General features: G+C 46.5%; 9 protein-coding genes. 1 reads left to right on the plus strand and 8 read right to left on the minus strand.

From position 1 onward, the window contains the following. Positions 1–17: 17 nt before the first annotated feature. The 4 genes from DXC01_RS20880 to DXC01_RS09550 form a co-directional block, all read right to left on the minus strand. On the minus strand, positions 18–1613 hold the full coding sequence (locus DXC01_RS20880) for an LCP family protein (protein ID WP_118698808.1): 1596 nt from the start codon (positions 1611–1613) through the stop codon (positions 18–20). A gap of 16 nt (positions 1614–1629) precedes the next feature. Then, complete coding sequence (locus DXC01_RS09540) at positions 1630–3033, minus strand: undecaprenyl-phosphate glucose phosphotransferase (protein WP_022214285.1); 1404 nt, start codon at positions 3031–3033, stop codon at positions 1630–1632. A gap of 118 nt (positions 3034–3151) precedes the next feature. Beyond that, a complete protein-coding gene (locus DXC01_RS09545) occupies positions 3152–4105 on the minus strand; it encodes a glycosyltransferase family 2 protein (protein WP_022214286.1) in 954 nt (317 codons plus the stop codon). Position 4106: 1 nt separating this feature from the next. Further along, positions 4107–5972: a glycosyltransferase family 2 protein gene (locus tag DXC01_RS09550; RefSeq protein ID WP_118698809.1), complete on the minus strand. Its 1866-nt coding sequence runs from the start codon at positions 5970–5972 to the stop codon at positions 4107–4109. Positions 5973–6195: 223 nt separating this feature from the next. Between DXC01_RS09550 and DXC01_RS09555 the strand changes: the two genes are divergently transcribed. Further along, positions 6196–7461: a D-alanyl-D-alanine carboxypeptidase family protein gene (locus tag DXC01_RS09555; RefSeq protein ID WP_118698810.1), complete on the plus strand. Its 1266-nt coding sequence runs from the start codon at positions 6196–6198 to the stop codon at positions 7459–7461. An 83-nt stretch (positions 7462–7544) separates the two neighbouring features. Here the strand turns inward: DXC01_RS09555 and DXC01_RS09560 are convergent, their stop codons facing one another. The 4 genes from DXC01_RS09560 to DXC01_RS09575 are packed head-to-tail and all read right to left on the minus strand — an operon-like array spanning position 7545 to position 15832. Further along, a complete protein-coding gene (locus DXC01_RS09560) occupies positions 7545–10082 on the minus strand; it encodes a YfhO family protein (protein ID WP_118698811.1) in 2538 nt (845 codons plus the stop codon). Between the two features lie 4 nt (positions 10083–10086). Continuing rightward, the gene (gene rfbD, locus DXC01_RS09565) at positions 10087–10935 is read right to left on the minus strand and encodes a dTDP-4-dehydrorhamnose reductase (RefSeq protein WP_118698812.1); all 849 of its coding nucleotides are present in this window, start codon (positions 10933–10935) and stop codon (positions 10087–10089) included. Between the two features lie 12 nt (positions 10936–10947). Next, positions 10948–13392 carry a glycosyltransferase family 2 protein gene (locus DXC01_RS09570; protein WP_118698813.1) on the minus strand — a complete coding sequence of 815 codons (2445 nt, stop codon included), beginning with the start codon at positions 13390–13392 and terminating at the stop codon, positions 10948–10950. A gap of 22 nt (positions 13393–13414) precedes the next feature. Further along, complete coding sequence (locus DXC01_RS09575; RefSeq protein ID WP_118698814.1) at positions 13415–15832, minus strand: glycosyltransferase family 2 protein; 2418 nt, start codon at positions 15830–15832, stop codon at positions 13415–13417.

Here is a 15832-nt window from a genome sequence, read left to right on the forward strand (position 1 = left end):
TATCATTGTTTCGTAGCTTAAGCTGCTTCTACGGATTCTGTTGCAATGTCTTCACCGCCGCCGTCTCCGCCATAATCAGGTTCGGAGTAATCACCGCCGTCATCGCCGCCATCATCACCGCCGGAAGTATCTCCTCCGGTTGTATCTCCTCCGCCATAATCATCGCCGCCAGAAGTATCTCCTCCGGTTGTATCTCCTCCGCCATAATCATCGCCGCCAGAAGTATCTCCTCCGGTTGTATCTCCTCCGCCATAATCATCGCCGCCAGAAGTATCTCCTCCGGTTGTATCTCCTCCGGTTGTATCTCCTCCGGTGTAATCATCACCGCCAGAGGTATCTCCTCCGGTTGTATCTCCTCCGGTTGTATCTCCTCCGGTTGTATCTCCTCCGGTGTAATCATTATCATTGCTTCCACTGTCGTCACTTCCGGCAGTATTTTCCCATGTTGTTCCGTTATTCTCATAAATAACGGTATCATTTGCACTGTTTTCCTCGGTTACTTTCTGTGTATCATCCAGACTTGCCTCACCGCCGACGATTTCAAGGATTCTCTGGCTGTTTGCAAGTACTGTTGCAGAAGGTGTATAGTTCGGATCGTCATACAAGAATTTGTGAAGTTCAATAACGTTTGACTCCAGTGAGGTCGGCACGATAACGCTTCCCTTAACATTGGAGAACTTGAAAGAACTTGGAAAACCGGTTGTATCGTTGACGCTGTATCCGATGAGTGTCGGAAGCATCTGAAGGATCTCTGTCTTGTCCATGGAAGTGGTTACCATCGGGAATACATCATCCATGATCTTGAAGATCGTGCTCAGTCCTGCTGATTTTGCTTTGTCAACGATCATCTGGATAACTTTTCGCTGACGTTCTGTACGTCCCATATCCAGGCTTGCTGTATAACGGATACGGCAGTAAGAAGTTGCCTGTACACCGTTCAGATGGTAAGTATACTGGATTTTTTCGATGTCCTCCGGTTCTTCCGGAAGTTCGATCGGTGTGTAATCTTTTTCTGTTTCTTCTGCGGTTTCCACACAGTAGTTGTTCATATGAACGATCTCTGCATAGGACATATCCATATCCAGACCGCCAAGGTCATCAATAATGGTTGTCAGCGCATTGAAGTTTACGGTCGCGTAATCAGAAATATTCAGGTCAAGGTTTGTATTCAGCATGGTGATTGCCTGCTCTGCTTCTCCATAAGCATATGCGGCATTTGCCTTGGAATAGGTTTCCTTGTCACTGAATCCCATGTTCAGAAGTGTATCACGGTAAACAGATGCAAGTTTAACGTCCTTGGTGTCGTTGTTGACACTTGCAATAATAATTGTATCACTGTTTTCTCCACCAAGAGCAGTGTTCTTGTCACGGTGGTCAATACCAAACAGAGCGTATGTGGTATATCCGGTCAGTGTGGAGGTCTCAGAATCAATGGAATCCTGTACTTCCTGGTTTACCTGGATCTTGCTTTCGTCCAATACCGGCTGCTGGATCTTGTCCAGTTTGGTATTCAGCTGACCGTAAACATAAAGTCCGCCGATAAATACCAGAAGTACAATGATCTCAACCGCAAAAAGTATCTTTTTCTTTTTTGATTTTGGTTTTCTTGCCATCTTTTCTCCTTCTTACTTAATATGCATTTTTGTTAATAAAGCCTTTGAAAATTGTCAGGAACAAAATCTTTATGTCAAATCCGATGCTCCAGTTCTCAATGTAGTACAGGTCACAGTCTATACGCTTCCTGATGGATGTATCTCCGCGGTAACCATTGACCTGTGCCCATCCTGTAAGTCCGGGACGCACCTGATGCTTGACCATGTATCTCGGTATTTCCTCACGGAATTTCTCTACAAAGAAAGGTCTTTCCGGTCTTGGTCCTACCAGGCTCATATCGCCTTTCAGAATATTAAAAAGCTGTGGAAGTTCATCGATACTTGTCCTTCGCATGAACTTGCCGATTCCGGTAACTCTCGGGTCGTTTTTGACCGTCCACGCTTTACGCTCCTCGGCCTCCGGCTGAATCTCCATGGAACGGAATTTGTACATACGGAAAGTCTTGTTGTGAAGTCCCACTCTCTCCTGCTTATAGATCAGCGGTCCTGGTGAGGTCAGCTTGATAAGGATACACATCAGAAGCATGACCGGCGAAGAAACAATAATCGCCATAATAGAACCTACAACATCCATAGTTCTCTTGACCATGGCATTAAATGTATTACTCAGCGGCACATAACGGATATTGATCACCGGAAGTCCCAGTATATCCTCCGTATATGGCTTTGTAGGAATGATCTTATTGTAGTCCGGAATAAACTTCGTGTGTACTCCGGATTTCTCGCACATTGCAACGATCTCCTCCAGACGATAATATTCACTTAATCCCAATGTAATTGCAATCTCATCCAGTCTGTTTGCAGGAAGGATCACGGTCAGATTCGCAATACGTCCGATCACCTTTACTCCATTATAGAGGGTTCCCGCCGGTACATTGTCATCCAGAATTCCACGGACGATATATCCCCACTGAGGATTCTCCTTAATTCTGTCAATGTACTCTTCCGCTGCACGGCTGTAACCTACCAGCAGTATCTGCTTCTGGTTCAGTCCCCTCTTTCGCATATCCTTAAGGATAGAATAGATCAGAAGTCTGACTCCCCATTCCATAAAGATGTTAACTACACAGAAAATATAGACCGTAAGTCTGGAAAAATCAGGCTCTCCGATCATATAAAGACTGAATACTACAAGAAGAAGTCCCAGAACATTTGCCTTGACAATATTGGCAAGCACAAGCCGCCGCCCCTGCAGATGCAAAGGTTCATACAAGGTAAACGCCTGGTATAGCAGCAGATAGCCCGGAATAATAAAGATCAGGGCAAACATATACTGCTCAAACGCCAGTGCCCGGACTGCCGAATACGAAAACGGTCCGATAAAACGGATCATCCACGCAAGGACATAAGCAACCGCAATTACAACGGCATCAATTAACATCTGGAGACGACTGAAATTCTTCTGATTATCCTGAATCAATTTCTGTCACCTCACTGTTTCATTATGTGTGTTTATCTTATAATAGTTGACTGTCAAAATCAATAAAATACCAAATTTTATTTTATAAAATTTAGCTCTGCGATCTGTAAATCCGCCTTTACGCAGTAAATCTGACAAAAATATTCTTCCATAATTCCAGCTGAATCCTGGCATAATTTGGCAGATGTTTCATCGAAAACGGGACTTTTCGACCCTTGTGGCTGATGGAAAATCCATTCTTTATACCTGCCAGATATTCTTTGCCCATGCCCTTGACAGCAAAAAACAAAAACTTGATCAAAAATCCTGCTGCCAGGAACGGAAGATTCAGAATAATCTGAAGCAGCGGCATATTTTTGTAGATCAGATAAACGTTGTTTCTTGAAGAATATCTGGTCTTGAAATAATTATACCTGGATCCGCTCGTGCCGCTTCCCACATGGTAAACGACCGCCTTTGGCGCATACCAGTTCTCGTAACCGTAGATCCTTGCACGGTATCCGATATCCGTATCTTCCAGATATGCAAAATGTTCTTCGTCAAAATATCCAATCTTTTCAAAAAGTTTTCTTCTGTAGATCGCAGCACCGCCGCAGGAGGAAAATATCTGTTCTTCCTTCTCATACGTATGGATATCCCTGCCCTTGCCTCTCGCAAAAGACCAGCCAAGTGCATTGTAGAAATTGCCTGCATCATCCAGGCGGTCTCTGTCATGATACTGCACCATTCTCGCCGCACAGGAAAAAGCTCTCTTGTGCCTGCGGATCGCGGCGACCATCTCTTCCAGAAAATCCTCTTTCACTTCTGTATCATTGTTCAGAAGAAGGACATACGGTGCTCTGGAAGCTTTGATCCCTTCATTAACTGCCTTGCAGAAACCATAATTTTCAGGCAGTTCAATGATATGCACCCACGGATAATTGCCCGCAACGAAAGAACAGCTTCCGTCAGAAGAACCATTATCCACAAAGATCACTTCGAAATTTTTGAGTGTCTGCCCTTCCAGACTTGCAAGTACGCTGTCCAGAAACGCAATTCCATTATAATTCGGTATGACAACCGATACTTCCATATTATTTCTCCTTATTCTCCATTCCCCGGATCGGACGAAGGGAGTAATTCCATTTGGTCAGAGACAGATTCTTGTTATAGTAAGGATCACCTTTCCTGAGGATGTCGATCCACTGACAGCGCATGTATTCAATTTCTTCCTGAAAACGTCTGACCTTCGCCTCGCTGTCCTCTGCACCTCTCGTCTTGGATTCCATATGATATAACTGAACATATGGATCATACACGATCAGACTTCCATTCTTACGAACTTTCAGACACAGATCCACATCGTTAAATGCAACAGACAGTTTCTCTGTAAATCCGCCTGCTTCCTCAAATGCACTGCGCTTCATCATCATGCACGCCGCAGTCACAGCACTCATATCCTGAAGGATCGAAGCCTTGTGGAGATACCCGGTTCTGTTCGCCGGCATGTCAACAAACATATGGCCTGCAATGCCGCCGATACCGATCACACAGCCTGCATGCTGGATCGTATTGTCCGGATAGATCAGCTTCACGCCGACCACCCCGACCTCTCCTCGCTGGCAGACACCGAGCATTTCTTTGATCCAGCCCGGTGTGATCACCGTCACATCATTGTTAAGGAACAGTAAGTAATCGCCCTTTGCATGGCGGACACCATAGTTGTTGATGGCAGAATAGTTGAATTCCTTCTTCCATCTGAGCAGACGGATCTTTGGATCTCTGGAGAGTTCTTTGTAATAATGAAAAATCTCCTCGGAAGTACTGTTATTCTCAATGATCAGGATCTCGTAATTCTGATATTCTGTTTTTTCCCTGATGGATTCTATGCATGCCTGTAAGGATTCCTTCTCATCCTTATTTGGGATGATGATAGAAACCATAGGCTCTCCGTGGACCGGATATTTCACGCGGAAAAATCCAAGATCCGGTGTATGGCTTACTTCACCCTCTACGCCCACGCGCTTGAGGTGTGCTTCGATTGCTCTTTTGCCTGCATCAAACGCATACATCTTGCTGGCAGGATTATCTGCAGTCGATGCCTTGTGTGTACGCCAATGATAAACGATCTCCGGTACATGTCCGACTCTGCCGGAAGCTTCCTCCACACAGCGGAAAATAAAGTCATGATCCTGTGCCCCGTCAAATTCCTGACGGAAACCGCCGACCTTATCCACGATAGTCTTGCGGACTACAAAAAAGTGACAGATATAGTTGTTGGACCTCAGGAGATCCAGGTTGAAATCCGGTTTCAGATGAGGCTGGAAATGTTCACTTAAGTCTGTTGTGACCTTGTCCTCGTCTGTGTAAACGGCATCCAGTTCTCTGTCCTCATTGAGTTTCTTAACGATCTCATAAAGGGCATTCGGTGCCAGAAGGTCATCGTGATCCAGAAGACCCACAAACTCTCCTGATGCCATCGTAAGTGCCGCATTGGTATTTCCTGCGATTCCCAGATTCTCGCGCAGATCTCTGACGCAGATCCTCCGATCTGCTGACGCATATTCCTTAAGGATGGCTGTCATCTCCGTATCATCCGGACTTCCATTTGCAATACAGAGTTCCCAGTTCGGATAGGTCTGGTCAAGAAGTGACTGGATCATCTGGCGCAGAAAAACCTCCGGTGTACGGAATGCCGGCACAGCAACACTGATCCGCGGTGTGTATGCAAACTTATGTTTCTTCTGCTTCTCAAGTTCCGCCTTATCCGGAATATACGCTTCATACCACGGACCATAGGGAACTTCTTCCGGCTCAAAACGTTCATGGAGACGGATCCAGAATTCCTTCGGTCCATAGTGCTTCAGATAGCGGAAGCCCTTCTGGATCGTGTAGGGATTCATTTTCTTGAGCATGCGTCCCCACTGGATCCCGCCTCCTGCCTGTTGTTTTTTATTCATATATTGTGTCCTCAGACTTTACTTATTTGTTACTGCTCACAGCAACACATATTTTACAATAATTTTACTCATAATCGGCTTTATTTTATCATTCCAGGCCTATTTTTGCAAGGGGCTATATCATTCTGCTTGAATTGCGTCGAAAAATGGGATATGATATGAATTGATATGTATTTTTTTGTTAAAAACGACACACTATTTTATCAGTCACAGGAGATAGATTATGAGATTAAAAAGATTATACAGCGGTCTTCTGGCTCTGGGACTTTCTTGTTCTGTATTGTTCCAGACACCGGTCCTGGCCGCCGAGGAAACAGCCGCAGATACTGCCCAGGCTGCTACTTCTGCTATAACAACAAACAGCATTCCGGGATGGCCTCAGGGACCAGAGATTACTTCCACAGCGGCCGTAATCATGGAGGACAGCACACAGACGATGCTTTATTCCAAAAACATGGATCAGGAACTGTATCCCGGTGCTACAGTCAAAGTCATGACTGTCCTGGTCGCTCTTGAAAATTCGCAGCTTACTGATGAAGTCACCATGACAGAAACCGGTGTTTCCGGTGTTACTGACGGAGGTGCCAATATTTCCGCACAGCTTGGAGAGGTTTTTACAATGGAACAATGCCTCTATGCGATCATGCTCTCCTCAGCAAATGACATCGCACTTCAGGTTGCAGAACACGTTGGCGGTTCTGTTGAAAACTTCGTTCAGATGATGAATGACCGGGCTGCACAGCTTGGCTGCACCAACACAGTATTTACCAAGTCTACCGGACTTCCAGATGAAAATCAGCATACCACCGCACATGACATGGCACTTATTATGAAGGCAGCTATTGATAATGAATCCTTCCGGACCATTTCCAATACAGTTTCTTATACGATCCCAGCGACTAACGTATCCGGTGGTGAACGTGTACTGACCAACAATTTTCCATTGATGTCTTCATCCAATGCAGCCTATTATCAGTACTGTCTTGGTGGAAGGGAAGGTTATACAGAAGCCTCCGGCAGCACACTCGTCTGTGTAGCCGAAAAGGACGATGTCACCTTGATCGCTGTTGTTCTTCAGGGTGCTTCCGGTGTAACTACAACAGAAGCAGTCAGCCTGTTTAACTACGGATTTGATAATTTCCAGATGCTCTCCCTCGGAGACAACGACTTCAACATGGTTTCCGGCGGCAATGTCTACGTACCTGTCGGCGCCACAGCAGACAGTCTCACTACTGAAGATGGCGAAGAACAGGAAAACGGACAGTACAGCCGTCAGTATTTCTTTGGTGGTACTCCTGTCGGAACAGCAACTATGGCAGCCACCCATGAAGACAATTCTTCTTTTTCTACTGAAAGCAACCAGAATATAGAAGCTGCCAGAGAATATTCCGCAGACAGGAACAATCTTCCATACATCCTGTTCGGCGGTGCCGGTCTCATACTCTTCCTTCTACTTCTCTGGAGAATCATCAAAGTAGCAAAATCGTAACTGTTCAGTACCCTCACAGTTACGGGTCAAAATACATTCCAATTTTTTCACTTCTCATAAACCAGAAAATCAGCGGTGTGCCCTCAAGCACCCGCTGATTTTCTGGTTTTATTCTTTCGTATGATCAGGAGCCTGCTCTGTGCAAACAAGATCCAGAACAGCACACTTCCTATCGTGCCTGCCTTTAATCCCGGTGCCTCGAAGGTAAGAAGGATCGTATGATCTCCCTCTGGCACTTCACATGCAAGGAATCCGATATCGCCGCGGAGCAGTTCCGCTTTTTCTCCATCGATCGTGAGACTCCAGCCTTTTTCATATGGGATCATAAACAGGGCATATCCATCTGCTTCTGCATGGACACTTCCTGTCACAACAGAGTCTTTCTGCGGCGCATCCAGCGTCACGGAAGAATTTTGCTCTGCTGTCTCCTGCTCCTCGGATTTGAGTGTCTGGATCTCAGATGCATCTCCGATCTCCGTTCCATCCTCCAGGGCGATCGCCTCTCCGAGAAGTTCTTCCCTGTTCTCCTCTGTGCAGAGTTCCTTAAGGCTCTCCTCTGAAATATCCTGCGTATAGAAATGCGCTGTCTGTGCATCCAGTACATTCTCATGGATATAAAGACTTCCCACCTGATCCAGCAGCTTATATTTTGTCTCGTCCGGTTCTCCGTTTCCGGAAAGGATGTATTTCACGCCCAGGAAAGCAGCCAGCCAGTTATCGTCCACATTGTTCCAGAACGTATAATGATTGTGATCTGCAAAAAACAGTTCCGGATAACAGGTCTCAACAAATTCTTTGACATTTCCGTTCATGACAGAATTATAAGTCGAAATCCCGCGGTATCCCTGCCCGGAAGAATCCATCGAAACAGTTCCCGAAATATAATCCTTCTCTACACGGTAGAACGTCGGATCATTTTCTTTGAGATAGTTCAGGCAGTCCGCAAGATCGACACGGTACATCTCCCGGAAAAAATCCTGCGGTTTCTCGATCTCTGCGCGGTATTTTATCTCCTTGTCATCAGAAGTCCGCATCTCCTCATAGCGCTGTGTTTCCTGCACCATCACTTCTGCCGGAACATCTGTCTTTTTCATGGTGACGCGGTTCTGATAATTTGTTCCGCCCTCAGAAACCACGTTCACGACAAGCACAACGCCCATAACTCCTAGGATCACATTTCTTATCTGTGTATCCTTCAGGAAACAGAGTAGCGTCAGGCAGACGGCTGTCAGAATTCCTGTGACGGTCAGGATCAGGATATTTGTCCTGTATTCCTGGAAGCCCGCCTGCTCATATCCGCACCAGTATGCCCAGCCCATGAGGGCAGTCACCGCAAGAATCAGCACAAGGTTCAGCTTGCCGCCTTTTCGCATGTAATCCCACATCCACGCCATCAAAAGCAGAAAGACTGTCATCAGCACAAATGTATAACGCTGTGTCGGCAGTGTGAAGTAATTAAAGACCGTTCCTCCGACCGGGAGTGCAGTTCCGACAAGGATCAGGGCAGCCACTCCATAGAGTACTCTTTTTGCCCGCTTCGTCATGTCTGCTTTTCGGAGGACTGCAAGAAACTGCACATTCAGAAAAACAGCCAGCGTTGAGCAGAAAAGGACTGGATCTTCGTAATAGTTCATCACATACTGCTGCGGTCCTTTTGCCAGTCCGTAACCGTTCTGTAAGTTGCTTGAGAACATTCTCTTGAGCATGGACAGATAAAACTTCCTTGAATATGGCGTAAAACACTGGCGCAGGAAATCAAGGAGCCCTGTTCCGTCGCTTTCCAGTCTGGAAGACACATCCAGGAGAACTTCTGCCATCGGAAGGAACACGACAAGGCTCATTCCCACGCCCATGATCATCTCCGCGCAGCCGAGCAGAAATCTCTGTATCCTCTCTTTCCAGGTAAGTCCGTCCAGCATCAGGATCCGGAAAAGCAGATACAGCCCGGTCGCCGCCAGGCACATGTATGTAAAGTACACGCTGTAGATCCCGCACAGGAATACCATGACCGGAAACAGTGCCTTTCCTTTCTTTTTCTGGATGAACTTCTCACAGAAAAGAAGCATCAGCGGAAAATAGATCACGACCGTTCCAAACTGGTAATGCTGCCCCCACACCAGGAGAAACCCATTCAGCGCATAAGCATAAGACGTGATCATCTTTGACGGCACGCTGAAAGAAAACTGTGACAGAAACCAGTAAAAAGCAAACGCCGCCACCATGATCTTGAGGATCTGAATGACATTGATATACAGAAGCATATGTGCCGGTCCCAGAACAACACCGACTCCATAAAGCAGCATCAGGAACGGATCAAACAGGTTAAAGTTAAACTGGTTGATCCCCAGCCCGTTATTAAAATCCCAGAGAGAAAAGCTGCCGTCCCGCAGATGGTTCACAATGCTGGTATAGTTCATGATGTACTGCTGCCAGGTATCACTTCCGATATCGTTGAAGATCATCAGGTCATTTCCATATAAATAATCCCGGAATATAAAACTACAGCTTGCACTCAGCAGCAGAAATAAAAAACAAAGCGCCCTCACATCAGGGCTTTGACAAAATCCGGACAGCTTCTGCACTGTCCGGATCTTTGAGCTTGATTTCATCTTTTCTTTCATCAGTTTACATAATTTCCTTCAGATAACGTCCAAGAGCATCTTTCCAGTCCGGAAGACGGGTAAATCCATGCTCGTCGAGTTTCTTCTTCTCCATACGGCTGTTGGACGGACGTTTTGCCTTTGCCGGATATTCCGCAGAACTTACCGGGAGGACTTTGACATCCATACCTGCCTGAGCGAAGATCTCTTTTGCAAAATCATACCAGGAAATGTAACCGCCTTCATTTGTTGCATGGTATTTGCCGTACTCTTCTTTTTCCAGCATATCTACAAGAAGTCTTGCAAGGTCGTAGGTGTAAGTCGGTGTACCGATCTGGTCATTTACAACAGTCAGGGTATCATGTGTTTTGCCAAGATTGATCATGGTCTTGATGAAGTTTTTGCCGTTCAGTCCGAATACCCATGCAATACGCACGATGTAGTGCTTCGGAGCATATTTTTCCACGGCAACTTCACCTTCGTATTTGGACTGTCCATAGACATTCAGCGGCTCTACGACCGGATCATCCGGCTCCCACGGGCGGATTCCCTGTCCGTCAAACACATAGTCTGTGCTGATGTATACCATCGGAATGTCGAGTTTTCCACACATCTTTGCAATATTTGCTGTTCCATCCACATTTACTTTGTGGCAGACCTCCTGGTTATCCTCCGCTGCATCCACAGCAGTCCACGCTGCACAGTGGACAACTTTATCCGGATGAACTTCTGAGATCACTTTTTCTACGGCCGCGCTGTCTGTGATGTCCATCTCGGCAACATCAACGCCGACTCCTTCGTAGCCTCTTTTTGCCAGCTCGTTCATTACATCATAGCCAAGCTGTCCTTTTACGCCTGTTACTAATACTTTCATCAGAAAATCCTCCTATATACGTCTCAGCGAAAAATCCTGACTCTTTAAGGTCAGATTTGGATTGTAATACGGATCGCCGTTTCTCAGGATATCCGGCCAGCGTTTCTCAAAGATCTGGATCTCTTTGTTGAAACGTGCCACTTTTTCCGGTGTGTCCTCAAGTCCTCTGGATTTGGATTCGTAGTGATACAGTTCTGCATATGGATTATACACGATCAGGTATCCGGCTGCACGGAGCTTCATACAGAAATCAATATCATTAAAGGCAACGGCAAGTTCTTCTGTCAGACCGCCTACCTTATCAAATGCTTCTTTCTTCACCATCATGCAGGCTGCTGTCACCGCACTGTAATCCTGCGCGCAGATGATCCTGTGGCAATAGCCTGTCGTTCCACGAGGCTGGAGCACGAAACAGTGTCCTGCGATTCCACCAAAGCCAATAACTACACCGGCATGCTGGATCGTATCATCCTCATAATACATTCTCGCACCGACTGCACCTACATCACTTCTCATACAGTAGCCAAGAAGTTCTTCCAGACAGTCATCATTGATGATCTCTGTGTCATTGTTCAGAAGCAGGATATACTCGCCCTTCGCAAAGGATGCGCCGTAGTTGTTGATCGCGGAATAGTTGAACTCTCTGTCCCAGTAAACAACATGTGCTTTCGGGTTGGATGCTTCCAGTTCCTTGTAATATGCAAAGGTCTTATCATCTGTACTGTTGTTTTCCACAATGATGTATTCGTAGTTCTGATACGTTGATTTCTTATCGATTGAATCCATGCAGCGTTTCAGATCATCAATATGATCCTTATTCGGAATGATGATGGAGATCAGCGGATCATGGTCACGGATAAATCTTGTTCTGTAAAGTCCCAGGAACTCTCCCTGGTATACTTCCGCATGGATGCCTGTTCTCTCATAATGTGCCTCGATCGCACGTTTTCCTGCCTCAAATGCATACGCCTTGCTCTCCGGATTCTCGGCCGTGGAGTCCTCATGACATCTCCAGTGGTACAGGATCTTCGGGATATGATAGATTTCTGAAGGATCTACCGCCTCAATACAGCGGAAAATAAAATCATAATCCTGCGCGCCGTCAAATTCACTGCGGAGAGTACCGACTTTATTAATGATCTCTCTGTCAACCACAAACAGATGGCAGATATAGTTTACGGTACAGAGAAGATCCGGGTTGTAATCTGGTTTGAAATGCGGCTGGAAGAACTTATGTCCATCCATCGACATCTTATCTTCATCAGAATACAGAACACGGATCCTGCGGTCTTTATTCAAGGCCTTGACGCACTCAAACAGTGCATGCGGTGTCAGTTCATCGTCATGATCTGCAAAAGCGATGTAATCCCCCGTTGCGATCTCGATTCCTGCATTGGTATTCCCAGAGATCTGAAGCTGCTGGTTATGAGAAACTACTTTGATACGTTCATCCGATGCTGCAAGCTCCTTAAGGAGTCCTGCGATCGGTGAATCTGCACCGCTTCCGTCAGAAAGACAGAGTTCCCAGTTCGGATAAGTCTGTGCCTTGACGGTATCAACCAGCTGTCTTAAGTATTTCTCAGGGGTCTTGTATAACGGGATCACGATAGAGATCTTTGGCTGGAAGTCGAATTTCTCTCTTCTCTGTTTCTCCAGTTCTTTCTGGCTCGGAAGATGCCTGAGGATCCACTTCTGATATGGAATTTCTCTTGTAGAAGCTGTCTTAACCTTGGCTGCGATTTTGCCCACCAGCGCCACGCTTCCCTGGCTTCTCCAGTAACGTAAGCCTTTTTTGGCATATTTCCCGACCTTTTTGCGAAGGACAACAGTCGGCTGAAGGTGTGCGATATGGACAGACTTCGTATTTCCTGCATAAAAAACAATATAGACAAATTTGCCTGTAAGGTTTGTCAGTTCTACAAAGAATCCTGTCTTATCATGGATCTCTGTCTCCTCATAAAGCTGTTCCACGTCGACACGTTCTGTACGGAGGATTTCTGCTGAAATCTTCTCTTTATTTTCATCAAAGATCTGAATTTTGACCGGTTCAGATGCCACAGCCCATCCACGTACTCTCAGGAAGCCCTGCTGCACCTTTTCTTCTTCGATAAAAAACTGCGGTTTGCCTCTGCGTCGTTCCAGTTCTTTGACCGGAACAGAAAACCAGCAGAAGTTTTTGTCCGGCATATCTGCATAAACGGAAAGTTTCTGAAAGCCTTCCAGTGATTCCGGGAGACGGATCTCAGCCGTGATCCTCTCGCCGCGCATCAGATCAGGATCCTTGAAACGCTCCAGTGCACTGACCATCTCCAGTTTCTTGATCTCTGCCTTTACTTCTGATCCGTCCAGGCAGGCACGCATTCTTGCTTCTTTTGGCCAGGTTCCCTGAAGGATGTAACAACATGGATTCTGAAGATGGAACCTGTCCTTGGTCACTTCAAAAATTTCTCTTGCCATAATCTATATCCAACCTCATTTCTCAGTCTTCTCTCAGGGAACAGTCCCCTTCTGTCACAGAAAGATTCGGGCTGTAATACGGGTCCCCCATCTCAAGCTGCTGCGCCCATTTCTCCTGGAATCTCTTTACTTCTTTGTCAAAGCGGAACTGTTTTTCCGGTGTATCTTCCAGTCCTCTTGATTTTGATTCATAGTGATACAGTTCTGCATACGGTGTAAAAATGATCTTCTTTCCTGCCGCACGGAATTTCATGCACAGATCGATATCATTAAATGCCACCTGGAAAGTCTCATCAAGACCGCCCACGGCATCAAAATCGGATTTCTTTACCATCATGCACGCCGCTGTCACCGCACTGATCTCCTGCACGCTGATCATACGTCCAAAATAGCCCGGGTCTTCTTTCGATGCACGGCACATGATATGGCCTGCGATGCCTCCAAGTCCCAGGACAACACCCGCATGCTGGATCGTATCATCCGGGTAATAAAGCTTCGCTCCCACAGCCGCCACGTTTTCCTGCTGGCAGTTCTGGAGCATTTCTTCCATCCAGTCCGGTGTCAGGATCTCCACATCGTTGTTCAGGAAAAGAAGATACTCTCCCTTCGCTTCCTTAGCAGCGAAATTGTTGATCGCGGAATAGTTGAATTCTTTTTCCCAGGTCAGTACCCTCGCCTTCGGATAACGGTCCGGGAGTTTTCTGTAATATTCAAAGGTTTCTTCCTTCTCGCTGTTGTTCTCTACGATCAGGATCTCATAATTGCGATATGTTGATTTCCGTGTCATGGAAAACAGGCACAGCTCCAGATCATCTGTATGATCTTTGTTCGGAATAATGACAGAAATAAGTGGATTTCCCTGAACCTTCACATGGCTTCGATACCAGCCAGGACGTTCTGTCATCTCCACCTTCGCATCGATGCCCAGTCTCTGGTAATGCTCACGGACGGCTTTTCTTCCTGCTTCATATGCGTATGCCTTGCTGGAAGGATCTGCCGCTGTGGAGTCCATGTGGCATCTCCAGTGATACAGCACTTTCGGGATATGTGTGATCTTCTGCGCCTTTTCGCAGCAGCGTAAGATAAAATCAAAATCCTGCGCGCCGTCAAATTCAGACCGGAGAAGTCCCGTTTCGTCTGTCAGGCTTTTTTTCACAACAAAAATATGACAGATATAGTTGTTTTCCCTCAGACGGAACAGGTTAAAGTCAGGTTTGAAATTCGGGTCAAAGTAATGCCGGCCGTCCATGCTGACCTTATCCTCATCGGTATAAAGCACATCGGCACCTGTATCGTTGATCGCTTTGACGATCTCATAGAGAGCATCCGGTTCCAGGGTGTCATCGTGATCGCAGAGCATAAGATACTCGCCTGCTGCCAGCGCGACCGCCTCATTTGTGTTGACGGAGATCCCGCCATTCTCTTCCAGCTTGCGGTAAACAATACGTTTCTCTCTGCCGTAATGCTTCTCAATGAATTCTTTTACCTTGTCATCCGGGCTTCCGTCTGCCAGGCAGAGCTGCCAGTTCTCATAGGACTGTCTGCGGACAGACTCCAGCAGTTCCTTAAGATAAGGAAGCGGTGTGCAGTACAGCGGAATCACAATGCTGATGAGCGGCTTCTGTGCAAAAGCAGCATGTTTCTGCCTGCGAAGGGTTCTCTTATCCACCTTATGGCGCGCAAGCCATGCTTCATATCCACCTTCTGCCACACTCTCTTTGCCAAAAAGCCTGCTTAAGAATCCTTTTGGTTTATTTTGTTTCCGAAGTTCCTCGATGTCAATCGTATATGTTTTGGTGACAGAATCACCACAGAAATGAAGAATGATCTCTCCGCCTTTGATCTCCGGAAGCGCCGCAGAGATCCTGAATCCGATCTCCTGCGTCTTATATTCCTCATCAAGATTCCTTCTCTCGACCACATCCGGTCTGCGTCCTCTGCTGATCCGGCAGTCCAGAAGTGATGCATCCTCCTGATGTACCGTCACTTCCACGCTTCCTCTCTGATCAACGACCCATCCCTGGATCTCCAGCATCGTATCATACAGGATCTCAACACGGTCCAGATGATATTCCACAAGATTTTCTTTGATCAATTCATCCAGTTCGTCTGCACTGATCTCCCAGATACTGACACGTTCTTCCCCGTCGCGGAGAAAAAGTTCCAGACTCTGATATTTCTCTGCCAGTTTCAGTACCTCCGGGATCTGAACGGTAAATCCCGGCAGAAAATCCCCGAATTCACATCCAAGAGCCTGTGCGACATCCGGCCGCTCCCGTCTCTGGATCTCTGGCAGTTCTACCGTATCATAGCCATCTCCCAGAAGTTCAAATCCATATGTTTTTCTGTCAGGATGTGAATACCATCCGTCCAGACTCAGCACATGACCATGTCTGTCATCGTAACGTTCTTCATCTATGCTGAAACAAAAATCACCCAT

This window comes from Blautia sp. OM07-19, assembly GCF_003481595.1.
Taxonomy (GTDB): Bacteria; Bacillota; Clostridia; order Lachnospirales; family Lachnospiraceae; genus Blautia_A; species Blautia_A intestinihominis.

What these genes read in the sequence shown, in the direction of transcription:
- DXC01_RS20880 (WP_118698808.1), bottom strand. Translation starts at nt 1,613, where the DNA reads ATGGCAAGAAAACCAAAATCAAAAAAGAAAAAGATACTTTTTGCGGTT.
- DXC01_RS09545 (WP_022214286.1), bottom strand. Translation starts at nt 4,105, where the DNA reads ATGGAAGTATCGGTTGTCATACCGAATTATAATGGAATTGCGTTTCTG.
- DXC01_RS09550 (WP_118698809.1), bottom strand. Translation starts at nt 5,972, where the DNA reads ATGAATAAAAAACAACAGGCAGGAGGCGGGATCCAGTGGGGACGCATG.
- DXC01_RS09555 (WP_118698810.1), top strand. Translation starts at nt 6,196, where the DNA reads ATGAGATTAAAAAGATTATACAGCGGTCTTCTGGCTCTGGGACTTTCT.
- DXC01_RS09560 (WP_118698811.1), bottom strand. Translation starts at nt 10,082, where the DNA reads ATGAAAGAAAAGATGAAATCAAGCTCAAAGATCCGGACAGTGCAGAAG.
- rfbD (WP_118698812.1), bottom strand. Translation starts at nt 10,935, where the DNA reads ATGAAAGTATTAGTAACAGGCGTAAAAGGACAGCTTGGCTATGATGTA.
- DXC01_RS09570 (WP_118698813.1), bottom strand. Translation starts at nt 13,392, where the DNA reads ATGGCAAGAGAAATTTTTGAAGTGACCAAGGACAGGTTCCATCTTCAG.
- DXC01_RS09575 (WP_118698814.1), bottom strand. Translation starts at nt 15,832, where the DNA reads ATGGGTGATTTTTGTTTCAGCATAGATGAAGAACGTTACGATGACAGA.